The following is a 25,135-nucleotide window of genomic DNA, read 5'->3' on the forward strand; positions in this document are numbered from 1 at the left end:
ATTATTATAATAAATTCACCCGATCAACGACCGGTGAATAGTCACCACTTGTTCTATCAGACTTTTGTCCCCGTCATTATAAATCACAAAGTCGGCTTTTTTTACTTTTTCTTCATCGGGCATTTGTTTGGAAACCCTGTCTAATACCTCCTCTCTTTTCGCTCCGTCCCTTTCCATTACCCGTTTGATCCTTATTTCCAGGGGGGCGTAAACAACAATGATACTGTCCATCCGTTCAGCGCCTCCCATTTCAAACAAAATGGCTGCTTCTTCGAGTGTATAAGGGGTATCTTTTTTTTGATTGTGCCATTTTTCATAATCCCTCCACAGCGCAGGATGTACTATTTTATTGAGTTTTTTCAGTAAATTTTCATCTTTGAAAACAAGTTTTGCGAGATAGGCTCTGTTTAAAACTCCATTAATGTAACTGTTTTCGCCAAAGGTTTCTTTTATCCGGTGAACCAGGTCGGCGTCTTCTACCATTATCCGCTTCGCTTCCTCGTCAGCGTAATAAACAGGAATACCGAGCGTTTCAAAAATCCGGCAGACAGTGGTTTTTCCGCTGCCAATGCCTCCGGTTATGCCTATTTTTTTGACCTTCATAAAAATTGGTAATGCATGGCCACTACACCGGTAGGATACGACCTGCTGCTGATTAATTCCACTTTCCTGTCTGAAGAAGATTCGAGAAAAAGAGGAAGTCCATCGCCAATAATTACCGGCATGATGAAGAGCATCAGTTCATCAGCAAGGTGTTCTTTTGTGGCAATATCTACAATTTCACCTCCTCCTATGAGCCAGATATCCTTTCCTTCTTCTGCTTTCAGTTTTTTCATAAATTCAGCCGGAGATTCCTGGATAAAAAGAGTATTCTCATCCTTTATAAGGGCTTCGTTCCGCGTAAAAACATAATTCGCACAATCTTTGTAAGGATATTCGATGTCAAAATCCAAAATTTGTTTGTAGGTATTGTTTCCCATCAGAACGGTATCAATGGTTGCCAGGAAATCTTTATAGCCATAATCTTCCCCCTCGGCTGTCGGCAACCAGTCAATCGATCCATTTTTCCGGGCGATGAAACCATCCATGCTGGTGGCAATATAAACGACAATTTTCCTCATTGGACAATCTTTTTTCAGGCTAATATAAGGGTATGTTTTTGACAAAAAGTGCAAAATTGATGTTTTTGTTTGTGGGGATTGGTTTTCTTTTTTAACTTGGGTGAAAAACCGAACCGTGCATAAACCCATTTTTTTTGCCTGTTGTCTCCTATGCTTTTATTTAACTGGGCTAAACGCCCAGGATATTCATTATTCCCAGTTTTATCAAAATCCCGTTTATTTAAACCCGGCCCTGGCTGGCGTTACACAAGGGGATATGCGGTTTAGTGCCATTTACAGAGATCAGTGGAGTGGGGTGCCGGTACCTTATAAAACCTTCTCTGCGCATTTTGATCAAAAACTGACCTATCCTTTTTTGGGAGATGGCTGGCTGGGCGTCGGTGGGATTTTCACACATGACAAGGCTGGTGATGCAGGACTTTCCTGGGATGCAGTGGAGGCTGTTGCGGCCTATATCAGACCTTTGACAGATGAACATCATCTTTCAGCAGGGATAAAAATCGGTGCAGGACAACGTTCCTTTGACCCTGAAAAACTGACTTTTGGGGATCAGTTTAATGGAGATATTTTTGTGGCGGATCAGGTGAGCCTGGAAGCTTTCGAGCGTCCGGCTTTTCTCATGCTGGACCTATCTGCCGGAATTTCCTGGTTTTACAAGCAGTATGATTCGAGGACCAGTTCGGTGATTGGTCTGAGCTTCTCTCACTTAAACCAGCCCATCGCCAGCTTTAGGGGGAATCCTGAATACCGGCTTCCTGTTCGATATAGTGTTCATGGTATTTCCAGGCTGCAACTGGCCTCATCTGTAGATCTGGAAATCAACATTTTATGGAATTTTTTGCCTTCAACCAATATGGAGACCGTTTTCATGGCTGGTGGCAGGTATTATTTTCAGGAAGGGCTGGAAGAGGCTTTTAACATTGGGATTGGCGGCGGTTATCGTTTGAAGGATGCTTTTGTGGGTTATGCCTCTATCGGGTATCAAAACTGGAGGGTGAGTTTTAGTTATGATGTAAATACTTCGCCTTTTTTGATAGCGACCCACAAACGGGGAGGCCCCGAAGTTTCCATACAATACCTGATTTTTACCGTCAAACCGCCAGAAAATTTCAAGGCTTGTCCTATTTTTTAATTTTAATATAATTATGCAAACCTTCTTCATTAGAAGCCTGCTCTTTCTATTCCTGGTATTGCCATCCGTGGGCAACAGCCAATCCTTCAATGCTTACAAGAAAGCAGGGGATGAGGCTTTCCAGGCGAAGGACTATAACGCTGCCATGCATTATTATGCCCAGGCAATTGCCAAAAACGACAAGGATCCTTATCTCTGTTATCGATACGCTTTATCCGCACAATCTTTTTCCGCTTTTGAGGTGGCTGAAGACTATCTGTTGAAAACATTAAAAGCAGATAAGGAAAAAGCCTTCCCTGAAGCCGTTTATCACCTGGGAATGGTCTATAAAAATCTAGGGCAGTATGAACAGGCCATTCAGCAATTTAATCGGTTTATAACAGAAAATTCACAAGGCGGTTTGCGTGAAAAAGCGATAGAGGAAATATCTGCGTGCGGGCGAGCTATGGCACTACTGGAAGAGCCTGACCAAATGGAAATTGTGCATTTAGGTAAATCGATCAATACGGCATATTCAGAATTTGGTGCTTTAAAAAGGGGAGATACTTTATATTATTCTTCCTATCGTTTTGACAATAAAAAAGATAAAACCATCCCTTCCCGGAAGAACAGCAAAGTGCTGATCTCTGTTAAAAACGGACAGGGACGCCTTTTAAGAAAATTCAACGATGAAGAAGCCAATACCGCTCATGTAACCTTTAGCCTGGACGGCAATCGTATCTATTACAATGTTTGCACCTATGGTATTGGGCTGGATATAAAATGTACCCTTTTTTATAAAGAAAAAGACAACCGTGGTCGATGGAAAAAAACCGGAATTGCCTTGCCGGATACCGTTAATTTAAAAAATTTTACATCTACTCAGCCAACTATCGGGTATGATTCGGTGGAACAAACAGAAGTCCTCTTTTTTGCCAGCGACCGTCCGGGCGGCGCCGGAGGCCTGGATATCTGGAAAGTGTCGGTGGGAAAAGAGGACAAAAAATTTGGGGATCCTATGCCGGTAGAAGCCGTCAATACCTCCGATAATGAAATTACGCCCTTTTTTGATGTGGAGCGGCAGGTGCTTTATTTTAGTTCTGACCGAGTGCAGGCCATGGGAGGGTATGATATTTTTTCCTGGAAGATGAATCAGGGAGATGCCGTGGTGGAACAACTTTTTCCGCCAGTTAACTCAAGTTTTAATGATATCTATTATGTTCTGAATGAGGAGGGCGAAACCGGATATTTCTCGTCCAATCGTCCGGGAACCTATTACCTCGATAAATCCAATAAAGCTTGTTGTAATGATATTTATTATTTCCGGCCCATCCCTCCCGAAGAAAAAATGGATTCTTTTCTGGTGGAGGACAACTCTCTGGCTCCCTTACCTTTGCCTAAACAGGAACCTGCGTTGGAAAAAGAACCTGAAACGCTTGAGGATTTTCTTCCCCTGGCTCTTTATTTCGACAATGATGAACCGGACAAACGCACCCGGCGAACCACCACCCGGAAAAATTATGATGAAACTTTTCAGAAATATTATCCCAAAAAGGAACTTTTCGGAGAAAATTTCGCCGCGCCCCTGGAGGAAGATCAAAAAGAAGAAGCCCTTTTACTGGTGGAGGATTTTTTTGAAAACGAAGTGGGAAAAGGACATCGGTACCTTATGCTTTTTTCAGAGATATTGCTGAAACGTTTGGAGAACGGAGAAGAAGTGGAAATCTTTATAAAAGGGTTTACCAGTCCGCGGGCTCAAAGTGATTATAACCTTTCCCTGGGAAAACGAAGGGTAAGTTGTTTGAAGAATCATTTTTTTGATTATAAAAATAAAATATTTAAACCATATATTGATGCAGGGAACCTCAGGATCACCGAGCGCTCTTTTGGGGAAACTTCGGCGGCCTTAAATGTGAGTGATGCATTGGAAGATTTGCGAAATTCTGTGTTCAGCCCTGCTGCTTCCAGGGAGCGAAGGGTGGAAATAGTTGAGATTAAAATAGGGGAGGAGTAACTCCAAATTATAAAGCACAAAAGGTTGTATGAAAATTTTGGGGATTTCAGCTTTTTACCATGATTCTGGAGCAGCTATTATTGAAGATGGTCAAATACTGGCTGCCGCCCAGGAAGAGCGGTTCACCCGGATAAAACATGACCCTTGCTTTCCTGTCCAGGCGATCAGGTATTGCCTGGATCATGCAGGTTGCAGCATCGACGAACTGGATGCTGTCGTATTTTACGACAAACCTTTGCTTAAGTTTGAAAGATTACTGGAAACCTATTATGCTTTTGCCCCTAAGGGCATTGCTTCTTTTGTTAAAGGGATGCCCGGTTGGCTCAACGAAAAGTTGTTTCTGAAAAGGGTGATCAGGACAGCGCTTGAGGAAGTCGAAACTTATTCAAAAAAGAATCTCAGACTCTTATTTACCGAACATCATTTATCCCATGCAGCCAGTGCTTTTTTTGCCTCTTCTTTTTCCGAAGCGGCTATATTGACCATTGATGGGGTGGGTGAGTGGGCCACAGCGTCGATCTGTAAAGGGAGTGGGAATAAAATTGAATATCTGAAGGAACTCAAATTCCCTCATTCTCTTGGATTGTTGTATTCAGCATTTACTTATTGGTTGGGATTCAGAGTCAATTCCGGAGAATATAAGCTGATGGGTCTCGCCCCTTATGGAAACCGGGATTCGCCTCAGGTGGATCGTTTCATCGGGATCATAAAAAGCAAATTGGTGGATATTCGCACCGATGGATCTATGTGGCTGAACCAGGACTATTTCACCTACGCTACCGGTTTGAGGATGGTGGATGATACAAAATGGACCCACTTATTCGGTTTTCCTAGAAGGTTGCCTGACCATGAGTTGGAGCAGGTTCATTGTGATCTCGCATTGGCCATCCAGACGGTTACAGAGGAAGTGGTGCTGAAAATGGTCCGGGAAGCCAAACGACTGACCCATTCCAGTCACATCTGTCTGGCAGGAGGAGTCGCCTTGAACGGTGTTGCCAATGGAAAAATATTTAAAGAAAAAATATTTGACCGCATTTTTGTTCAACCCGCTGCAGGAGATGCCGGAGGCGCCCTGGGAGCAGCATTGGCAGCGTATTACATGTATTTCAACCGTCCACGAAAGGTGGATTCGCTTTTGCCGGATCTTATGCAGGGATCATTGCTGGGGCCTGAGTTCAGTAACCTGGAGATACAAAAGAACATTCGACGATATGATGCTCACTGGACCCTATATTCCCCATTTAGCGAGCTTACCGAAAAGGTGGTCCAAGCATTAAAAAACGGCAAAGTAATTGGCTGGTTTCAGGGAAGAATGGAATTCGGCCCGCGTGCTTTGGGCAATCGAAGCATTCTGGGCGACGCTTCCAATGTCGAAATGCAGCGAAAGTTAAATTTAAAAATAAAATTCAGGGAAAGCTTTCGCCCTTTTGCACCCTCGGTTCCGGAAGAGGATGTTTCCAAATATTTCGAGATTGATGTGCCTTCCCCTTATATGCTTCTGATGGCGAATGTGCAACCCTTTTATAGAAAACCACTGGATACCCATTTTAATGCCTTGCCCTGGCGGGAAAAACTCAAGGTGCAGCGATCCGGCTTGCCGGCTGTTACGCATGTTGATCTTTCCGCTCGGATTCAAACGGTAACCAAACAGGGAAACGAAAGATATTGGGAACTGCTTAAAAAGTTTGAAGAGCACACAGGTCAGAGTGTTCTGGTAAACACCAGTTTTAATGTTCGGGGAGAGCCCATCGTTTGTACTCCTGAAGAGGCTTATCTTTGTTTTATGAAAACTGAAATGGATCTCCTGGTAATGGGCGATATGATTTTTGAAAAACAAAACCAGGGCCCCTTAAAACAAGATAATAGTACAAGGGCAAAGCTTCCATCTGCAAATGTAAAGGATAAAACCATGGAAACCAGCTTAGTGATCACTACCGGATTGCTGCTCCTGTGGTTTGTTTATAAAATAGATTGGATCCTTTTTGTTTCCCTGATGATTGGGGTACTCAGCCTTATTTCGAGTACCTTTGCAGGGGGGATCACGATCACCTGGAAAAAGATAGCCGATATTTTAGGCTTGGTGATGCCAAAGGTGTTACTTTCCATCGTTTTTTACCTGGTACTTACTCCTGTTGCTCTGGTTTCAAGATTATTTACCAAAGATGCACTTTCATTAAAGCGTAAAAATAAAGAGGAGTCTTATTGGATAGAGCATGTCCATTTGTTTGAGCCGGAGGATTTTGAAAAGACCTGGTAAAAGAAATAAATTACAATTTACCCCTTAGAAATATACTTTTAAAACAAATTGTCTATTTTTACGATAAAATTAGTGACAAAATATGGCAAAGTTTCAGTCTAACCATTCTCAAAAGAGCGCAGGAACCTCGGGGATGATCGTTAAAGTCGGAGTTTTTGGGGCACTTATAGCCGGGTTGTTTTTTGTTTTTAATAAATTTACCGGCAAAACTGTTGGGGGAGAAGTGGATGATTACGCCCCGCTGGCCTTGTATTATCCAAAGAGCAGCAGTGGGGAGATCATTGTGCATAAAGGTTATGCGTTATCCTACAATGAGGAGCACGAGCAAGCGGAATGGACAGCCCATGAGTTGACGAGGGAAAATCTTGAAAAAGAATGGAATGAGCGGAGTGATAATTTTTTGCCGGATAAAGAGGTGAAAACAGGTTCAGCCACCCCTGATGATTACCGCGGGTCGGGTTATGATCGCGGGCATTTGGTTCCTGCAGCCGATATGGCATGGGATGCCAAGGCCATGGAAGAAACCTTTTTGTTAAGCAATATCAGTCCCCAGGCCGGGAATTTTAATAAAGGGATTTGGAGAGAACTGGAGGAGCTTACCCGGAACTGGGCCAAACAATTTGGACACCTATATGTGGTAACAGGTCCTGTTTTGACCCTTGATCCGAAAGGAAAAATAGGCGAAAACGAGGTTTCGGTTCCGGCAGCCTATTATAAGATTTTGCTGGACGATCAATCTGAGCCAAAGAAGGCTATCGCTTTTGTGATTCCCAATGAAGTGAGTTATGAACCCCTTTATTCTTACACGACCTCCATTGATGAGGTGGAAGCGTTAACCGGTCTGGATTTTTTCCCAGACCTGTATAGCCAGGAGGAAGAAGACCGTATTGAAGGCAGCTTTAATAAAGACCTTTGGACATTCAATAAGAAAAAATTTGATACAAGAATCAATAGTTGGAATAAACAATAAGCATAAAAATGGCAAATAAAGAAGCATTTATAAAGTTATTGGAAGGTGGTTATACCTTTAAAGGAGATCATATAGTTTTAGGAGGCGCCATGTTCCAAAAAGAGTGTTTAACAGGAACATTAGTAAAAATACCACTGAAGACGATGAACCGGCACGGACTTATTGCTGGGGCTACCGGATCAGGAAAAACAAAAACACTCCAAATCATTGCAGAGCAGCTTTCCGCAAAAAGCATTCCGGTGCTGCTGATGGATGTTAAAGGGGATCTTAGTGGGATTGCCGTCCCCGCTGAAGGGCACCCAAAAATTGATGAGCGCCATGAAAAAATAGGTTTCCCGTTTCATGCCGATTCAAGTCCGGTGGAATTCCTGACTTTGTCAGATGAAAAAGGGGCTCGCCTGAGAGCTACCGTTTCTGAATTTGGCCCTGTTTTGTTCTCTAAAATGTTGAATCTCAATGAAACCCAGGCGAGTATTGTCGCCGTTGTTTTTAAATATTGTGATGATAACGCCCTTCCTTTGCTCGACCTGAAGGATTTTAAAAAGACCCTTCAATTCATGTCTGGTGAAGGCCAAAAAGAAGTGGTAGAAATTTACGGCAGTATCGCATCGGCATCTATGGGAGCCATCATCAGGAAAATCATTGAACTGGAGCAACAGGGAGCCGACATTTTCTTTGGAGAAAGATCTTTTGACGTTAAGGATCTTTGCAGACTCGATGAAAACGGAAAGGGCATGGTTTCCATCATTCGTCTGACAGACATCCAGGACAAACCAAAGCTGTTTTCCACCTTTATGCTGCAAATGCTGGCAGAAATATATTCTTCCTTTCCGGAAGAAGGGGATATGGATCAGCCCAAACTAGTCATTTTTATCGATGAGGCGCACCTTGTTTTTGACCAGGCCTCTGAAGCTTTAATGGACCAAATCGAGGCGATCGTAAAATTGATTCGTTCAAAAGGAGTGGGACTTTTCTTCGTCACACAAAATCCGGCGGACATTCCTGAAAGCGTTTTGAGCCAGCTGGGGTTAAAAGTCCAGCATGCCTTACGTGCCTTCACCGCAAAGGACAGAAAGGCGATAAGGCTGGCAGCCCAAAATTATCCGGAGTCCGAATTTTACGAAGTGGATCAGCTGATCACAGAATTGGGGATTGGAGAAGCGCTTGTCACAGCACTTAACGAAAAAGGCATTCCCACTCCGCTGGCCCATACGATGCTTCGTGCTCCGCAATCCAGGATGGATGTTTTGACCAGTGTGGAGATCAGGAACATCATCAAGGATTCCTATATTATTGAAAAATACAATGAAGAAATAGACCGGGAGAGTGCCTACGAAATCCTGCAGGAGAAAATTGAAGAAGCGCATGAGGAGAGCAAACAACAGGAATTGAGAGATCAGCGGGAAAAAGCAACGACCACAACCACCCGCAGGGTACAAAAAAGTGCAATCGAGAAATTTATCAGCAACCCGACTACCCGACAAATAGGAAGAACGGTCGCCAGGGAGTTAACCAGGGGCTTATTAGGCGTATTAGGGATTGGCGGAACTACAAAAAGACGTACCACAACAAGGAAAAAGAAATAATTATTTAACAGCCTAAATCATTCAAATAAACAGAGATTTCATCACTTTCCAGTTGGAAAGATTGAGATGGAACCTTTTCAGGCATGGGAGCTTTTAATCCATTAACCAGGTAATTTGCCGAGGTAATGACGCGTGCCTCGTCCCATAAATTATCGTGGTAAAAAGAATCCAGTAAAGTCGCTCCCCCTTCAACCATGAGTGTGCCGATTTTGTGTTGAGCAAGGACGGTGAGTAGATTGTGAATCAGCTGTTGATCAAAGGCTATTTTTACCCTGTAAATGTTATCCAGTTCCAGATTTTCTTTTTCATTAAAAACAATGGTTTTCGCCTGGTGGTCAAAAATCTTTAATTTTTTGTCCAGGAGAAGGTCCTTATCCAGGACAACTCTAACAGGATTCTTACCATAGTAGAGTCTGTTCGTCAGGGAAGGGTTGTCCAGTAAAGCGGTGCGGGTTCCTACCATGATGGCATTGATCTCTCCTCGCCATTTGTGGGTTAGCCTATTGGTAAAATCATTGCTTATCCAAACCTGTTCTCCATTATTTTTAGCCATGAAGCCATCCTTGCTTCTGGCGTATTTTAAAATCACATAAGGCCTTTTCCGGCAAACGTAAGTGGTGCGTGGCTGACTCAATTGTATGCCAACTGCGGGCAAAACATCCTGGGTAACCGATATGCCGGCTTCGTTGAGAATTTTCAGGCTTTTTCCATTCACCTCGGGACTTCGGTCAATGGCTGAAATAACGACCCGTGGAATTTTTTGATCCAGGATCAGGTTGGTGCATGGAGGCGTTTTACCATGAATACAACACGGCTCCAGGGAAATATAAATAGTGCTTTGCGGGAGCAGATGGCGGTCTTGCTGTTTTACGCTGTTTACCGCATTAACCTCTGCATGAGGCTCCCCGTAAGCTTTGTGAAATCCTTCCCCTATTATCCTGTTTTCAGCTACGATAACTGCCCCTACCATGGGGTTGGGACTCACCTTTGCTCCCCCCAGCCTGGCAAGGTCAAAACTTCTTTGTATGAATAATTCATCCATGTTTTGTGTGGTAGGATTTCTGATTGTTCAATACGGATAGCAAAAATTAATATTCTATAAAACTGGAATTTGCTGCAAAAATACATGATTCATTCATATAACAACTTTTTTTCCTTCTTAACATTTGTTGTATGACAATTTTTTATTATTATTGTCGGAGCAAAAGCACCTGACTTCCCATGAACTTTTCTTAATGATGCATTTTCTTATTTTAAATCAATTTTGTTCCCCGCATTCTCCAAAGGAATTCTTCCCAAACTAAGCTACTTAAAATTCCGGTATTTTTATTTCTAATAAAAATCAAAAGAGCGTGTTATACAAAGTAAAACTCAAAAATGCTGACGAGGAGGTTTTACTCGATTCAGCAGTGTATGAGTACCTGACTACGGACCCATATTTAGTTAAAGTTGATTTTATCAATAGTCTGAGAAGGCACTCAAGCGGCTGCGCCGTTTTCCAGAAAACATGGAAAAAAGCCAGTGGCGGTTTTAAGACCGAAACGATTTACCTGCACAAACTCATCGCAGAAAAATTCCTTTCTGAATCAAAAAAAGGAAAGCAGAATCTCGTGGGCGCCAAAAATGGCAATAAACTTGACTGCCGACTGGATAATATTACTTACCGGTCGAGAGCCGTTGCCAGCCGGCAGCGAAAGTCCAGTAGTAAGGCAGGATACACTGGCGTTTACCAGGAGGGAAAACGTTATCGGGCTGTGATCTCCATCAATCGAAAATCAGTCCACATCGGCATGTTTGATACAGCCGAACAGGCAGCACTGGCGTACAATGTTGCTTCCCGGGAACTGTACGGTATTGATGGCAAGCAAAATGTATTGCATACCACAGTCCCGGTCCCCGAACCTGAAGTGGACATGAAAAAATTATGGAAATTATTTAAAGGGAAGTGATATCAGAAAAACGGCAAATTTTAAATACCCAATTTTAAAGTATTATTATCCGTATTTTATTTTAAAGCTCTAATCATCTCTCTTTTCCCCGGGGGGCCGGGGAGATCTTCTACTACAAATCCAAGTGATCTAAGGTTTCTTTTCACGCTGCCTTTGGCTGAATAGGTGACGAATATCCCTCCAGGCTTGAGTGCATTGTACATGAGAGAAAGGATCGGAATTTCCCATAATTCCGGTTGTGTGGCGGGAGCAAATGCATCATAATAAATCAGATCAAAAACCTCATTGTCAGTTATTTGTTCGAATTTTTTCAAAGATTTTTTCAAAGAGAATTTAGGTGAGATCTCGTGGACGAGGTCCCAATCCAATTGGTGCATCAAATTAAAAACCTCCTTTTCGGGCATTGCTCCAAGCAATTCGGGGAAATTGAGTTTTTCAGCTTCCTCCACAGGCACAGGGAAGGCTTCCACGGCTTCGTAGTAAATAAATTTTTCCCGGGACATGGTTTCCAGGTAAGTAATAAAAGCATTCAGCCCGCTTCCGAATCCTATTTCCAGGATGGACAAAGAATGCCCCGTTCCAAATTTGTAAAAAAGGCCTGCCTCAATAAAAACGTGGCGTGATTCCCGGATGGCTCCGTATCGTGAATGGTAAAACTCTCCGAACTGTTCAGAAAACAGGGAGTGCGAACCATCTTGGGTCGTTACAACCTTAATGTCGTCCTTTAAATTGGACATGGGTGAATTACTTTAAAATCTCCTGTTTATATTAAATGATCAGGAAAGTCGGGCCTGTAATTTTTCAGGAGAAATATCCAGATGTGAAGTATTCCAGGTACAATCACCATGCTCAATCAACAAAAGTTGAGGAGAGGCATGTTCCACCTGGAAAACTTCAGCTATTTTATTAGATATATCCCGACGTTCGATCAGATCCAGATAATAGACCTTAACCGAATGATTATCCCAATCCTTGCTTTTCTCCAAACGAGATTTTGCAATTGAACTGATAGAACACCTCGTACTGTGTTTGAAAATGACACAAGGAGTTTCTGAGGAGGATTGCCTGATGGCATTCAACTCTTCAATATCTTCAAGCGCTATCCAATTTATCATTCTTCTACTTATTGAAAATAACAGCAGATACCGTTTCGGCAACGTCCATGACCGTTATATTATGAGAGAAATTCGTCGGACAACCTACTCCTCTGTTGCAAGAAGAAAAAATGGTGGTTACTGCGAAAAAAGTCAAAATGATGGCCAGTCGATTTACAATTCGGTTATTCATCTGAATATGATTTAGTTTTAATAAAAAAAGTTGATTTTTTATGTTCTGAGTGTTAACGATTGAGCATTCAGGATATTATACACCAATAACATTAATTTTGTTTCGATAAGGTATAATTGATTTTGAATGGCACAAAGCGCTGCAAAAGTAAGTAATCTTGTTGATATATAGTTATTTGTAAAAAAATGATTAAAGCAAATGGCTAATTTTGTCGTTAGCTGTATTTTTTTTCCTAATTTTGCCCTCTGCAAAAAAAAGTAAACATATGAGTAATATACTAGCATTACGCGATGCATTAAATGAGGCTATGTCGGAGGAGATGAGACGTGATGAAAACGTCTTTTTACTCGGAGAAGAAGTAGCCGCTTATAATGGAGCCTATAAAGTCAGTAAAGGAATGTTGGACGAATTCGGTCCAAAAAGGGTGATTGATACCCCTATTACGGAATTGGGTTTTACTGCTATCGGGGTAGGAGCCGCTATGAACGGACTGAGACCCATTGTAGAGTTTATGACCTGGAATTTTGCGATTTTGGCATTTGACCAGATTGTCAACAATGCAGCAAAAACCCTTTCTCAGTCGGCAGGTGCTTTTAGTTGTCCTATTGTATTCCGCGGACCTTCAGGCTCTGCCGGACAGCTGGCACAACAACACTCACAATCTTTCGAAAGCTGGATGGCCAATGTTCCCGGGTTGAAAGTGATTTCCTGTATTGATCCGGGCGATGCCAAAGGATTACTCAAATCTGCTATCCGTGATGAAGATCCGGTATGTTTTATGGAATCCGAATCATTGTATGGATTTAAAGGAGAAGTGCCTACAGGTGAATACCTGGTTCCTATTGGTAAAGCTGCAGTGCGCCGCGAAGGAACAGACGTGACCCTTGTTTCTTACAATAAAATGATGCTTCCTACGCTTGAAGCTGCCGAAGCACTGGCTAAGGAAGGGATTTCAGCCGAAGTCATTGATCTGAGAACCATCCGTCCACTCGATTACCAAACGATTGTAGAATCAGTCAAAAAAACCAATCGTCTGGTTGTCATTGACGAATCCTGGCCGTTTGCCGGTATTTCATCAGAAGTGGCTTATCAACTGCAAAAATACGCCTTTGATTATCTTGATGCTCCGGTGTTAAGGGTAAATTCGGCGGACACTTCTTTGCCTTATGGCGCAGCTTTTGTGGAAGAATACCTTCCCAATGCCCAGAAAATCATCCAGGCAATGAAAGAAGTGAGTTATTCTGCTCAATAACAGTACCTCTTAATTTTGTAGAAATGCCTGTAATTCCTGGATCCAGCTACAAGCCTTCTTTTTTATTCAGGTTCAGGCACATCAATACCATATATCCATCTTTTTTTAGATCCTTTCCCGATTTTCCTTACAAACGGGAAAGGATCTTTACTCCTGATGGCGATTTTCTGGACCTGGACTGGACTGGAAATGGAAGTGATCGGCTGATCATTGTTTTACACGGATTGGAAGGAAGTGCTCAGCGCCCTTATGTAAAAGGAATCATAAAACATTTTAAGTCCCAAGGGTGGGATGGGGTGGGGCTCAATCAGCGAAGCTGTAGCGGAGAACTCAATGCTACCCTTAGGTCCTACCACATGGGCGTGAGCGATGATCTTGAGTTGGTGGTGAATCATATCCTGGAAAAATACAAATACAAAACCATCGTTTTGGCAGGGTTCAGTATGGGCGGCAATATTTTACTTAAATATATGGGGGAACAAAAAGATCAGATTCCTAAAGCCATAAAGGCCGGTCTGGCCTTTAGCGTTCCTTGTGAAATAGTTTCAGCAAATGAGCAGATCGGCAAATGGTACAACAGGCACTATGTGTGGCGGTTTATGGAAACATTGAATAAAAAGATGTTGAAAAAGGCGGATAAATTCCCCGGCTTGTTGAATGTCGATAAACCCTTGCCCAGGAATTTCACAGAGTTTGACGACCGGTTTACCAGCAAATTACACGGGTTTAAAGATGCAGTGGATTATTGGCAAAAGTGCAGCAGTCTGCCTTTATTGGAAGACATCAGGATCCCGGTTTTACTGGTAAATGCAAAAGATGACAGCTTTCTAAGCGAAAAATGTTTTCCCTATGAAATTGCAAAAAAAAATCCTTACTTTTATCTGGAGACCCCTGATTGGGGCGGACATGTCGGTTTTGCAGGTCATCGTCATGCAAAGGGGGCATACTGGAGTGAAATCCGGGCTTTTGAATTTGTAAGCTCAATGATCACTGAATCATTAATAAATAGTTAAAATTCAGTGGTTCGTACCACCTTTTTTTTGTTAATTGAGTTTATACTGGTAACGGCACGGTTTTTAATACATGAATCCTTATCGCCGGTTTATCGTATCATTATATAATGGAAGAACAACGAGATTACATTGAGGAACGGGTGCAGAAAAACTTTGTGATGCGCCAGGTTTTCCGCGTGCTCACCAGGACAGTGGCTTGGATAGGAGTCTTGTTGTTGGTTTTTTTGCTCATTTTTCAGATTCCCGGCGTTCAGAACTGGATGGTTCGAAAAGTAACAAGTGCCATTTCCCAAAAAACAGAGACGATCGTCAGACTAGATAATGCCTATCTTTCTTTTTTCGATCACCTGATATTAAAGAATGTTTACATAGAGGATTACAATTGTGATACCTTGCTTTTTGCCGGAAAACTCGAAGTGGATTTTAACCTCAATCCCTTAGTGTTGATCAGAAAAGGGCTGGTGGTGGAAAAAATAGGCCTTACCAAGGCTCTTGTGAAAATACAACAGGTTGAAGGGGAAAACTCTAGCAATATAGAAACTTTTGCTCAAAAATTATTGGCTTCCGATACTCAGTCGGAAAAGCCAAACCAGGATACAGTCAGGCAATCCTTTAGTTTAGGGTTGGAGGAATTGACCTTAAACAAGGTGAAATTCCTGAAAAACAATGAAATTTGGGGAAGTAAACTAGAGATTTTTCTTAATTCCGGGACCTTTTTGTTTAATGACCTGAATCTGCCCGATAAAATAGTCGATATTCAGACCATTGACATTAACGGTTTGTCTATGAGATCCGAAAATCATCCTTCAAAGCCCCTGCCAGCCGGTTCTTATGTAGAATATATCAATGAAGGATCAGACGATACAGCCCCCGGCGATACTACTAAATTTAAACTCATTGTCAATCAAATCGATCTTACCAATAGTGCTTTCTCCTTGCATAATTTTGAAAAAGCTCCGGTAAAAACCACCCCTGAATCGGAACTCGATTTTAAACATCTTGAAGTCTTTGATATTGGCATCCGGATTGATAGCTTTGAATTTCATGATATGAATTTCATGGGTAAAATCAATTCTATTGCGGCCAAAACTTCCAGTGGTTTTCAGTTGAATGAATTGTCGGTTAAGGATGCCAGGGTGACTCCGACAAGGACCACCCTAAATGGCCTGAAAATTATTACCCCCGATAGTGAAATTGGAGATACGCTCGTATTCAGATACCATCAATATCCTGATTTTAAAGAGTTTGTCGATGAAGTGCGCATCAATGCAAAAATCAATGAGTCATTCGTGGCGCTGAAGGATATTATGGCTTTTGCTCCGGCTTTGGAAGAAAATATTTTTTTCAATAACAATCGTAATACCATTTTAAAAATTGATGGTGTGGTAAACGGACAGATCAATAATCTCAGTGCGCGTAACCTGGATATCATATTACCTGACGGCAGCAAGATTGCAGGGAACTTCGGTTCGCGAAACCTGGCCGTTAAGACCCAGGAAATGGTTGATCTCCAACTGACGGAATTGCGGACTACCATGCACACGCTCAGACAACTCATCCCTAATTTTAACCTCCCGGAAACTTTTGGTAGGCTGGGCCATCTGTACTTTACAGGAAGTTTTTACGGCTTTTTTGCAGATTTTGTAGCTTTCGGTGATCTTCGGACAGATATTGGTCGGGCTAAAATGGATATGCAAATGAATCTGCTCAAAGGGTTGGATAAAGCCAGTTACCGGGGTAAATTAAGTTTGTTCAACTTCAACCTGGGCACCTGGACACAAAACCCTGACTTGGGATTGGTTAATTTTTCTTCAAAGGTGGAAAACGGAAGCGGGCTTACCGCAGAAACGGCCAATGCCGATTTGCAGGCCAATATTGAAAGTTTTTACTTTAAAAAATATAATTATCAGAATGCCATTCTTACAGGAAAGCTGAATCAGAATTTTTTTAACGGAGATTTTATCATTAAGGATGAGAACATTGATTTTTCCTTTGGGGGTGAAATCGACATGAAGGGAGAGATTCCTGCCTACAACTTTAAAGCCAATGTCAGGAAACTGGCTTTAAAACCATTGAACCTTTCAGGTCAGAACATTACGCTGGCCGGTGATTTTGACCTCAATCTTAGGAACAAAAAACTGGAGGACCTGGCCGGAAAGGCCATAGTAAAGAACTTCGTCATCCTGAGGGAAGATACCCGGTATGACATTAATTCCATGGTGGTGGAATCATCGGTAGACATTGAAGGAAAAAAGACCTTTATCCTGCTTTCCGAGGTACTGGGCTGCAAAGTGGAAGGAAATTTTAAAATTGATCAGCTGCCTAATATATTTGTTGGGTATATGGCCGAAAATTTTCCAGGTTTTGCCGGCAGAATGAACATTATCCCCCCCAAAAAGGAAGTTGAACAAGCAGACTTTAACTTTGAACTGAATATTATTGATTCAAGAGGGCTCAATTGGCTGGCGGATGAAAAGTTGGGGATTTTAAAAGATATACGTATCGATGGATTTTTGAGTGGGGCAACTAAAAGAGCATCTTTTAATCTTGTATCCCCGGGATTTAGTTACGGGAATATTGCTCTGGGGGAAACCACCCTGACTTTTAATGGGCAAGACAGCCTGGCCCAGATAGACCTGGAAGTATTTAATATTTTTTCCAAGGATAAAAAGGTATTACCCACATTAAATTTTGGGGGAAAATTGAGGCCTGATACGCTTGGGTTTAAAATAAGTTTTGCGGCTGATTCTCCTGCTTTTTTTGACAACCTTGCCTTACAGGGAGTTATTTTTCTTGCGGATACCTCCCATTATGGTCTGACATTGCTGCAGGACAACCTCATGATTTTTGAAAACCCCTGGCTGATCAACCCCAAAAACAGGATCATTTTTAAAAAGGACGAATTGGCCATCAGTAATTTTGAATTGAATAATGAAGACAAATTTGTAAAACTATCCAGCTTAGGGTCAAAAGGGGTAAATGTTAAAATTTCAAATTTGGATTTTAGTTATATAGATGAAATATGGGATTATGACCGGCTTGATTTCGCTGGAAATTATGACCTCAATGTCAATGTTCAGGACATTTTCAAACAGGAGAGTATTAGTGCTTCGTTTAGGTCGGACGCTTTTTATATAAACAATGATTATTTTGGTCAACTTGAACTTGATTTGTTTGCCAAAAGCCTCAGGGGAAGAGCCAACGCCCACCTTGAAATTGTCAAAGATGACTCCAGGCTGAATGTAGATGGATTTTACAATATAATGTCTGCCACAGAATCTCAGAAGATCCCTGAAGAGCAGAAAGCTAAATATTTTGATTTTAATCTGACCGTTGAAAATTATCCACTGAATTTCGCTGGTTATTTCGTTGCCCCTCAGGTAAAAGATATTACAGGGTCTTTTGATGTGGATTTTGCCATGAAGGGAATGTTTCCCAAGCCTGATATTTCAGGTAAGGTCATTGCCAAAAACGGCGCGTTTACAGTCGACTACCTAAAAACCCGCTACACCTTTGATCACTCTGAAGTAGTAGCCAAACCCTTATTGTTCGATGCCACAGGAACAGTTATTCATGACAAGTTTGGCAATACCGCAACCATTAAAGGGGGCATCAGTCACAATTATCTCAAGGAACTGGGGGTGGCAGCAACCCTTACGACGGATCGTTTTCTGGCCTTGGACACCAAAAAAGAAGACAATAGTCTTTTTTATGGAAAAGCACTAGGGAAAGGAGAAGTTCTTTTTAACGGTCGGTTTTCACAAGTAGACATCTATGTGAATGCAACGGTGAATGAACAGACTCACATTGTTGTTCCGGTAACTTACGATAGAGAAGCTACCGAATTGAATTCCATTCGATTTGTAAACAAACACGAAGACATGGAAGAAATCAGCGGCTTTACCACAAGGGAAAGTCCTGAAGGGATCAGCGTTGAAATGGATTTGTCAGTACGTGAGGATGCAATAATGGAATTGATTTTTGATGAACAATTAGGGGATATCATTCGGGGGCAGGGGAGAGGCAACATCAGGATGTTGGTGCCAAGAGGGGGAGAGTTCCAGATGTTTGGGGATTATACCATTGAAAGGGGGAATTATCTCTTTACTTTCTGGAATGTAATCAATAAAGATTTTAATGTCAGGGAAGGAGGCACCATCCTCTGGAACGGGGATCCTTTTGCCGCCAAAATCAACCTGGTGGCTGAGTACAAAAACCTGACGGTAACCCCTTTGAATTTTATCAAAGAATACATTATCCCTGGTAGCGAACTGGAAGCTGAGGCTTATAAACGGACGGATGTGGAGCTGACGCTGTTGTTGCAGGGAGAATTGCTTAAACCCGATATTAATTTTGACATCAGGTTTCCTAATCTGACCAGCCAGTTGCAAACTTTTGCTGACAGTAAACTCAGGTTGCTAAAAGGAGATCAGAACGAGCTGAACCGCCAGGTATTCGGGCTTATCGTTATGGGACAGTTTTTTCCTTCAGACTTTTCTTCTGCCAATGTTTTGGGTAACACAGCCGGCAATACCCTGAGTGAATTTTTATCCAATCAGTTTTCTTTATTGATCAATCACCTGTTCTCTGAAGCTTCTGAAGACAATAAAATATTTTCAAACACCCAATTTGATTTCGTTTATAAAACCCAAAACCAAAATGTGATTACTTCCGGACAAACCACTGGCACGACGGCTAATCAGGATATTCAACTCAGTATAACAAAGAAATTTTTAGATGACCGACTGTCCATCCAGGTTGGAGGCAATGTGGATATCGGAAATGATGTTTACGGGGTGCCCGATGAAAGTGGTGCATTTGTGGGAGACGATATTGTAATTGAATATATCCTGAATAAAAGCAGATCGTTGAAGTTGAAGATTTACCAGAAACTGGAACCGGATATCAGCGGTGGGAGAAGATTCCAGGTTGGAACCGGTTTGAGCTATAGAAGAGAATTTAACTCCTTTAGTGACTTCTTTGAAAGCTTTAAAAAGGCCAATCAAAAAATAGACAACTAAGACAGTTGGTGAAGGGTGGTTCAAGGATTTGTTTGAAATTCCGGCTACTTTCTTTTACAGAATTTCAAACAAACCTTTGAAATTGCCCACATCCCTTATTATTTCCTTCCCATCAATTCAATAGAAACAGGAAGATGGTCGCTGAACCCCCCATAATAATTTGGACCGCCGTAAGTTCTGTTCGGCGTAAAGCCGTCTTTCCCTTTATACATCAGCCAGCTAAAATCAACAATAGTGGCCTTTTTGACCAGTAACGAACCTTGTGGATTTCTTAGATCGGCAGAAACGATGAACTGATCCAGCATATTCCAGTCACCTCTATAGTAATAGGATCCTTTTTTTTCTGTATGGAAGCTGTAAAAACAATTGTACAGTAATCCTTCCAGGGAAGCACTGGAATCGGGAAGTGCCCCCAAAACCGAATTGATGCTGGTATTATCAGGTTCGTCATTAAAATCTCCCATGATTACAATTTTGGCACTGGGTTCCTTTCTTAAAATTTCATCGACTGCTTTCCTGACCTGTTGAGCCACAAACAATCTTTTGGGTTCACTCTGCTCAAGGCCTCCTCTTCGTGAAGGCCAGTGGTTGACAAAAAGGTGGATAATATCTCCATTGGAAAGTTTACCTTTTGCGTAAAGGATATCCCTGGTCGTGTAATCTTTTTCAATAAATTCGGGAAAGTTAACCCGGATAAATTCGGTTTCAAGTACCTTAAAATCTTTCTTTTTGTAGAGCAAGGCCACATCAATCCCACGCACATCGGGAGAATCTTTATGAATGATGCCGTAATCTTCCTCAACCAGTCCGGGGGCGTTGATCAGATCTTCCAGCACCTTTTTATTTTCGATCTCTGCCAGGCCTATAAAATTTGGCCTGCCAAGACTATCCATCACCTGGGCGATCTTCCCTATTTTAAGCTGATAGCGTTCCATATCCCATTTCTGCACTCCTTCGGGTGTGAAATCTTCGTCCAATGTGGCAGGATCATCTTCAATGTCAAAGAGGTTTTCTACGTTATAAAAGGCCAGTTTGTAGGACTGCTGCCCCATGAGTCCGGTGCTCACCAGCAGGAAACAAAACGCCAACCAGAATATTTGTTTTTTTTGCATTTCAATTTTTTTACAAAAGTAATTTTATTTTTACAATAAATTGTTTTAAATTGTGCTTAGATTATATCAATTGTTACATTGAGTAAAATCTTCCTGTAAATAACGTAATTATTCCCGTATTCGTTACAAATAAAAAGGCAAACCATGTTGACAAAAAAATCATTTGACTTTCTAAAAGATCTTTCCAAAAATAACAACAGGGAATGGTTTCAAACGAATAAGAAACGTTATGAGGCTGAGTTGAAATTGCCCTACGAGCAATTTATTTCCAACTTAATAGAGGCCTACAAAAAATTAGATCCTCAAATCAACATATTACCCAAAGATGCCGTATTCAGAATCTACCGGGATACCAGGTTTTCAAAAGATAAAACGCCTTATAAAAATCATGTTGGTGCCCTGATCTCACGATATGGAAGAAAAGGAAAGGAATTTCCCGGACATTACATACATATTGAAGTTGGCCGGTTGATGTTGGGAGGAGGAGCCTATTTCCTTGAAAAAGGCTCACTGGATGCCATCAGGGAGCATATCATGAGAAACCCGGAACGATTTTCTAAAATTATTAATAAGCCTGAATTTATTGAAAAATTCGGCGAGGTAAAAGGCGAGAAGAATGTGCGTATTCCAAAAGATTTGCAGGCCTTTGCAAAAGAACAACCCCTGATTGCCAACAAGCAATTTTATTTTATGGCCGAGTCACCCCCCGAAAATATTATGGGAGAAGGGGCCGTTGAATATGCCATGAATTATTTCCGTGCGGGAGAAGAACTTAATGTTTTTCTTCGTGAAGCCTTGGGCCTCTGATTACAAACGGGACATTTTATTGCGCAAAAAGTGATCTGCGATGACCAGCGCTGACATGGCTTCAACGATGGGAACGGCCCGAGGAAGTACACAAGGGTCGTGTCTGCCTTTTCCCTCCACCGTGGTTTTTTCTCCTGTCTGGGTGATGGATTCCTGTGGGGGGACTATAGTGGCGACGGCTTTGAAGGCTGCCCGAAAATAAATATCCATACCATTTGAAATGCCTCCCTGGATGCCTCCCGAAAAGTTGGTCCTGGTTTTGATCTTTTCTTTTTCCATGTAAAAAAGGTCATTATGGGCTGAACCTCTCATCGTTACTCCCGCAAATCCTGAGCCGTATTCGAATCCCTTACAGGCATTAATACTCAACATGCTCTTGGCAAGATCCGCCTGTAGCCGATCGAAAACCGGTTCTCCAAGTCCTGGGGGACATCCTTTGATCACACAACTTACTACTCCGCCAATAGTGTCTCCTGCTTTTCTTACTTCACGGATCAAATCCTCCATTTTTTTGGCCATTCCCAGGTCAGGGCAACGAACCGGATTCGATTCTACGAGGTTAAAATCTATTTCATGGTAAGCCGTTTGCAATTGGAGCGGCCCGACCTGCGAAACATAAGCATTAATTTGAATGTCTTGTTCAGATAACAATATTTTTGCAATGGCTCCGGCAGCTACCCTGGCTGCGGTTTCTCTGGCGGAAGAGCGGCCGCCGCCTCGATAATCCCGGATTCCGAATTTGGCCCAGTAAGTATAGTCAGCATGAGAAGGTCTGAACTTCTCTGCAATATGACCGTAATCCTTTGAGCGGGCATCGGCATTAAAAATCACCATGGAAATGGGAGTTCCTGTGCTTTTCCCTTCAAATACTCCTGACAGGATCTGTACCTTGTCGGCTTCCTTCCTTTGAGTGACAATCGCTGATTGGCCGGGACGCCGCCTGTCGAGTTCTTGCTGAATGAAAGATTCGTCGATGGCCAACCCGGCAGGACATCCATCGATGATCACGCCAATGGCTTCACCATGGGATTCTCCGAATGTCATTATTTTAAATGCCTGTCCAAATGTATTGCCTGCCATAAAAAAGATTTAATTGATGTACATTTTAGATTAGTAAAATGCGTGTGTCAGATTGATTCCGTAGGTAAATTTAAAGCCATCCAGTGCACTAATGGGTGAAAATACAGTACTCACGCCACTTTGAGAATAAAAATAGCCCAAATTTAATTGCAGCGCCGTTCTGGGTGAAAAATAGTAATACATGTTGCCGGCAATGCTCGAATAAACGGTAAATTGACCATCTGAATTGAAGGCAGTCCCATAAACACCCCCTGCTGTCAAAGTTGAATTGAAATAGGTCCGCGAATTTGGATAATAACCGAGAGCAACCGAAACTATTGGCTTGAGATACAGTCCGATATCCCTAAAAATATTCGTGTCCCAGGTGTACCCTCCCTTGAAATTTGCATTGATGTCCAGTTGCCACAATTGATCGATAGGGTAATTGAAAGTATAATCCACCAGGGCAAAAAAGCCGTATCCTGTTGAAGTGGTTTTAATTTGTTCATTGAACATATAAATGGATACCTCTGGCGCCAGTCCGAAAGTAAGCCGTTCTCCTGAACTGCGGAAGGCCTGGATACCATATTCGTACATATCATAAAGAGAGGTGAAATATGTGCTGTTGTGTTCTTTTACCAGCCCTGTTTTTTCGATGTACTTATCCAGGGTGCCAATTCTCCTGATCCTGCCCAGCCGGCTGTCAAAAATGCGTTCGTACCGCAATTGGGACAATACCTCGGCCATTTCATAAATATCCGAATGAGTTGGGTCATGGTCAAGCAATCCTAAGGTTTCAAAATCGGCCAGAATGCGCACGGCATGCCAGGCATCTGTAACGGGTTCAATCCTCCCGAACCCAAAAGTGAGGGGAATATTCAGGCTAGACTGAAGGGTATTATCATAGTACCTGATGTTTCCATTGTTCACCCCGGAATTGAAATTATTGATCAGTGAGAGGTTGGCGCTGACCCCGTAAAACCGTTTGGACGTGTAATAATTTCTATTGGTTTGATCGTAATAAATGCTTACGTTGTTGTGTAAAAGATCCATCACTGCCTGGCCATTGAGATCCTGTGCTGCATTTTGATAATTCAACGAAACCCCAAAATTTCCGCTTGTTATTTTCTGATGCCCGGGATCACTTTCGAAATTACTGTAGAAAAAGGAGGCCTGGAGGTTTTGACTGGTGTAATTCCCCGTGTTGATCACCGAGGAATTATTCCTGGTTTCTCCGTTTAAAGTACCCGAAAAATTCAATGATTTCCTCGAAATTTCAGGTAGGATAAACTGGCTGATATCAAAAGTATCTATTTGTGCTTTCAATGATGGTATGATGGAAAGCATAAAAAAAATAATTACGGAATATATTCTCATGTCGTGGAATGATCTGGCAAAAAAAACTGGTCAGTTGGGTTTCGAAATTAATACTGATTGCTTTTTAGGTACGATAAAAAAAATTGACATTCTTAATCTTGTAAATAATTGAAAATCAGTACTTTTAAACCTGCCTTCCTGCGGAGCTGGCAGGTTTATCGTTTTAAATTTTCATCAGTCCGTTGGGCAACCGGTTTTTCTTCTTTTGATCCTTTTACGGCTGCCCAGCATGCCGCTGTCGATGAAATTGTAGGTTATGGTTAACCCGGCAATGAAATAGAGGTCGTGGGATTTTTGATCACCGCGCTGAGTTCCGGTAGGTACCAGCACAGGAGGTTTTCCCGAATATTCTCCTTCCCTGTTGCCTAGGGCCGCTGTCAGTTCGCCATTGGTGGCGAAAAGATCTTCGTAATTCACATAAGTTCCCCCTACATCATCCACATAATCGGAAAGGGTGTACCTTGCCCCGAATTCTATACCCAGCGTCCAGTTTTCGCTCAACAGGTATTTGGCTCCCAGGCCAAAAGGAAAAGCCAGGTCGAACAATTTATATTTTGCTGACCTGTCGGGCATGCCCTGTCCTTCGGTGCCAAGGGGTTGCAGCGATACTTTTTGCCCCAGGTATTCAGTTTGAGGGTCAAATTTAAACCCCGCAATGCCTCCGAAAATAAAAGGGGAAAACGGCCGGCTGTAATTATAGGGTTGAAATCCCATAATGTTCCATTCTCCGCGGAGTGAAAATTCAAAAACATTGGTGAAAAAGCTTAGGTTCCTGGCCTGAATCAATTCATCTTTTGCATTGGCATCACTGCCGGATAACCGGGCATAATTGACCCCCAGTTTAAGTTCTGCAAAATCGTTGAACTGGTACCCGGCGAACAGCCCCCCCGCGAGTTTGGTCTCACCAATGATAATACGAGAAGAATTTTCACTAAGGTCGCCCAAATAATTGGATCCTCCTGCGAGCAAACCTGCATAAAAATGCTGGGCAAAGGTCGTTACGGAAAATAGAGAAATAATAACAAAAATGATCGATTTCTTCATGACTGAAATTTTTCACCCGGGAATTTGTAAAACCGGAGGTGCGAAGTTCTTATTCTCGGGGGATAAATCCAAGAACTTCCTGATTTAGATGTTTTATTAGGATAAGCTTGTTTTCAATTAAACGAAACTATTTATTAATTGTTTTTAGTGAAAAT

Annotated in this window: 20 protein-coding genes; 10 read left to right on the forward strand and 10 right to left on the reverse strand. The window is 42.1% G+C overall.

Annotation, left to right across the window (positions count from 1 at the left end; all coding sequences use genetic code 11):
• Positions 1-15: 15 nt before the first annotated feature.
• Together H6571_01385 and H6571_01390 are read right to left on the reverse strand one after the other, a co-directional pair.
• Positions 16-603, reverse strand: a complete 588-nt coding sequence (locus H6571_01385) for a dephospho-CoA kinase (protein MCB9322369.1) — start codon at positions 601-603, stop codon at positions 16-18.
• The gene (locus H6571_01390) at positions 600-1,121 is read right to left on the reverse strand and encodes a dihydrofolate reductase (protein MCB9322370.1); all 522 of its coding nucleotides are present in this window, start codon (positions 1,119-1,121) and stop codon (positions 600-602) included. The genes H6571_01385 and H6571_01390 overlap by 4 nt, the downstream gene beginning before the upstream one ends.
• A 115-nt stretch (positions 1,122-1,236) precedes the next feature.
• Between H6571_01390 and H6571_01395 the strand changes: the two genes are divergently transcribed.
• The 5 genes from H6571_01395 to H6571_01415 all read left to right on the forward strand — a co-directional run bounded on the left by H6571_01395 (position 1,237) and on the right by H6571_01415 (position 9,059).
• On the forward strand, positions 1,237-2,253 hold the full coding sequence (locus tag H6571_01395) for a PorP/SprF family type IX secretion system membrane protein (protein MCB9322371.1): 1,017 nt from the start codon (positions 1,237-1,239) through the stop codon (positions 2,251-2,253).
• 13 nt (positions 2,254-2,266) lie between these two features.
• Positions 2,267-4,246 (forward strand): hypothetical protein, encoded by a 1,980-nt coding sequence (locus H6571_01400; protein ID MCB9322372.1) that lies wholly within the window; start codon positions 2,267-2,269, stop codon positions 4,244-4,246.
• Positions 4,247-4,274: 28 nt separating this feature from the next.
• Positions 4,275-6,503, forward strand: a complete 2,229-nt coding sequence (locus tag H6571_01405; GenBank protein ID MCB9322373.1) for a hypothetical protein — start codon at positions 4,275-4,277, stop codon at positions 6,501-6,503.
• Positions 6,504-6,585: 82 nt separating this feature from the next.
• Positions 6,586-7,473 carry a DNA/RNA non-specific endonuclease gene (locus H6571_01410; protein ID MCB9322374.1) on the forward strand — a complete coding sequence of 296 codons (888 nt, stop codon included), beginning with the start codon at positions 6,586-6,588 and terminating at the stop codon, positions 7,471-7,473.
• A gap of 8 nt (positions 7,474-7,481) precedes the next feature.
• Complete coding sequence (locus tag H6571_01415; protein MCB9322375.1) at positions 7,482-9,059, forward strand: DUF853 family protein; 1,578 nt, start codon at positions 7,482-7,484, stop codon at positions 9,057-9,059.
• Between the two features lie 4 nt (positions 9,060-9,063).
• On the opposite strand, the gene ribD is transcribed toward H6571_01415, so the two are convergent.
• Positions 9,064-10,101: a bifunctional diaminohydroxyphosphoribosylaminopyrimidine deaminase/5-amino-6-(5-phosphoribosylamino)uracil reductase RibD gene (gene ribD, locus H6571_01420; protein MCB9322376.1), complete on the reverse strand. Its 1,038-nt coding sequence runs from the start codon at positions 10,099-10,101 to the stop codon at positions 9,064-9,066.
• Positions 10,102-10,411: 310 nt separating this feature from the next.
• Between ribD and H6571_01425 the strand changes: the two genes are divergently transcribed.
• A complete protein-coding gene (locus H6571_01425; GenBank protein MCB9322377.1) occupies positions 10,412-11,008 on the forward strand; it encodes a Pathogenesis-related transcriptional factor and ERF protein in 597 nt (198 codons plus the stop codon).
• A gap of 56 nt (positions 11,009-11,064) precedes the next feature.
• Here the strand turns inward: H6571_01425 and mnmD are convergent, their stop codons facing one another.
• From mnmD to H6571_01440, 3 genes are read right to left on the reverse strand one after another with little or no spacing between them, the layout of a single operon-like run.
• The gene (gene mnmD, locus H6571_01430; protein ID MCB9322378.1) at positions 11,065-11,745 is read right to left on the reverse strand and encodes a tRNA (5-methylaminomethyl-2-thiouridine)(34)-methyltransferase MnmD; all 681 of its coding nucleotides are present in this window, start codon (positions 11,743-11,745) and stop codon (positions 11,065-11,067) included.
• Positions 11,746-11,784: 39 nt separating this feature from the next.
• Entirely contained in the window at positions 11,785-12,120 is a 336-nt protein-coding gene (gene ytxJ, locus H6571_01435; protein MCB9322379.1) for a bacillithiol system redox-active protein YtxJ, read from the reverse strand.
• Between the two features lie 7 nt (positions 12,121-12,127).
• Positions 12,128-12,295 carry a hypothetical protein gene (locus H6571_01440; GenBank protein ID MCB9322380.1) on the reverse strand — a complete coding sequence of 56 codons (168 nt, stop codon included), beginning with the start codon at positions 12,293-12,295 and terminating at the stop codon, positions 12,128-12,130.
• A 265-nt stretch (positions 12,296-12,560) separates the two neighbouring features.
• Between H6571_01440 and H6571_01445 the strand changes: the two genes are divergently transcribed.
• From H6571_01445 to H6571_01455, 3 genes are all read left to right on the forward strand, one after another.
• Complete coding sequence (locus tag H6571_01445) at positions 12,561-13,547, forward strand: pyruvate dehydrogenase complex E1 component subunit beta (GenBank protein MCB9322381.1); 987 nt, start codon at positions 12,561-12,563, stop codon at positions 13,545-13,547.
• 23 nt (positions 13,548-13,570) lie between these two features.
• The gene (locus tag H6571_01450; protein MCB9322382.1) at positions 13,571-14,560 is read left to right on the forward strand and encodes an alpha/beta fold hydrolase; all 990 of its coding nucleotides are present in this window, start codon (positions 13,571-13,573) and stop codon (positions 14,558-14,560) included.
• A 107-nt stretch (positions 14,561-14,667) separates the two neighbouring features.
• Positions 14,668-19,581 carry a translocation/assembly module TamB domain-containing protein gene (locus H6571_01455; GenBank protein ID MCB9322383.1) on the forward strand — a complete coding sequence of 1,638 codons (4,914 nt, stop codon included), beginning with the start codon at positions 14,668-14,670 and terminating at the stop codon, positions 19,579-19,581.
• A gap of 98 nt (positions 19,582-19,679) precedes the next feature.
• Here H6571_01455 and H6571_01460 read toward each other — a convergent pair whose 3' ends face one another.
• Positions 19,680-20,693, reverse strand: a complete 1,014-nt coding sequence (locus H6571_01460; GenBank protein MCB9322384.1) for a hypothetical protein — start codon at positions 20,691-20,693, stop codon at positions 19,680-19,682.
• A gap of 144 nt (positions 20,694-20,837) precedes the next feature.
• Between H6571_01460 and H6571_01465 the strand changes: the two genes are divergently transcribed.
• Positions 20,838-21,500 carry a DUF2461 domain-containing protein gene (locus H6571_01465; GenBank protein ID MCB9322385.1) on the forward strand — a complete coding sequence of 221 codons (663 nt, stop codon included), beginning with the start codon at positions 20,838-20,840 and terminating at the stop codon, positions 21,498-21,500.
• Here H6571_01465 and aroC read toward each other — a convergent pair whose 3' ends face one another.
• The 3 genes from aroC to H6571_01480 form a co-directional block, all read right to left on the reverse strand.
• Positions 21,501-22,580, reverse strand: coding sequence for a chorismate synthase (gene aroC / locus H6571_01470; protein ID MCB9322386.1), 1,080 nt, complete (start codon positions 22,578-22,580; stop codon positions 21,501-21,503).
• A 30-nt stretch (positions 22,581-22,610) separates the two neighbouring features.
• A complete protein-coding gene (locus tag H6571_01475; GenBank protein MCB9322387.1) occupies positions 22,611-23,906 on the reverse strand; it encodes a hypothetical protein in 1,296 nt (431 codons plus the stop codon).
• Positions 23,907-24,110: 204 nt separating this feature from the next.
• A complete protein-coding gene (locus H6571_01480) occupies positions 24,111-24,980 on the reverse strand; it encodes an outer membrane beta-barrel protein (protein ID MCB9322388.1) in 870 nt (289 codons plus the stop codon).
• Between the last annotated feature and the right edge of the window lie 155 nt (positions 24,981-25,135).

This window comes from Lewinellaceae bacterium (assembly GCA_020636105.1).
Lineage (GTDB): Bacteria > Bacteroidota > Bacteroidia > Chitinophagales > Saprospiraceae > BCD1.

Coding starts and splice junctions, on each gene's coding strand:
- H6571_01385 (MCB9322369.1), bottom strand. CDS start 603: ATGAAGGTCAAAAAAATAGGCATAACCGGAGGCATTGGCAGCGGAAAA.
- H6571_01390 (MCB9322370.1), bottom strand. CDS start 1,121: ATGAGGAAAATTGTCGTTTATATTGCCACCAGCATGGATGGTTTCATC.
- H6571_01400 (MCB9322372.1), top strand. CDS start 2,267: ATGCAAACCTTCTTCATTAGAAGCCTGCTCTTTCTATTCCTGGTATTG.
- H6571_01405 (MCB9322373.1), top strand. CDS start 4,275: ATGAAAATTTTGGGGATTTCAGCTTTTTACCATGATTCTGGAGCAGCT.
- H6571_01410 (MCB9322374.1), top strand. CDS start 6,586: ATGGCAAAGTTTCAGTCTAACCATTCTCAAAAGAGCGCAGGAACCTCG.
- H6571_01415 (MCB9322375.1), top strand. CDS start 7,482: ATGGCAAATAAAGAAGCATTTATAAAGTTATTGGAAGGTGGTTATACC.
- ribD (MCB9322376.1), bottom strand. CDS start 10,101: ATGGATGAATTATTCATACAAAGAAGTTTTGACCTTGCCAGGCTGGGG.
- mnmD (MCB9322378.1), bottom strand. CDS start 11,745: ATGTCCAATTTAAAGGACGACATTAAGGTTGTAACGACCCAAGATGGT.
- H6571_01440 (MCB9322380.1), bottom strand. CDS start 12,295: ATGAATAACCGAATTGTAAATCGACTGGCCATCATTTTGACTTTTTTC.
- H6571_01445 (MCB9322381.1), top strand. CDS start 12,561: ATGAGTAATATACTAGCATTACGCGATGCATTAAATGAGGCTATGTCG.
- H6571_01450 (MCB9322382.1), top strand. CDS start 13,571: ATGCCTGTAATTCCTGGATCCAGCTACAAGCCTTCTTTTTTATTCAGG.
- H6571_01455 (MCB9322383.1), top strand. CDS start 14,668: ATGGAAGAACAACGAGATTACATTGAGGAACGGGTGCAGAAAAACTTT.
- H6571_01460 (MCB9322384.1), bottom strand. CDS start 20,693: ATGCAAAAAAAACAAATATTCTGGTTGGCGTTTTGTTTCCTGCTGGTG.
- H6571_01465 (MCB9322385.1), top strand. CDS start 20,838: ATGTTGACAAAAAAATCATTTGACTTTCTAAAAGATCTTTCCAAAAAT.
- aroC (MCB9322386.1), bottom strand. CDS start 22,580: ATGGCAGGCAATACATTTGGACAGGCATTTAAAATAATGACATTCGGA.
- H6571_01475 (MCB9322387.1), bottom strand. CDS start 23,906: ATGCTTTCCATCATACCATCATTGAAAGCACAAATAGATACTTTTGAT.
- H6571_01480 (MCB9322388.1), bottom strand. CDS start 24,980: ATGAAGAAATCGATCATTTTTGTTATTATTTCTCTATTTTCCGTAACG.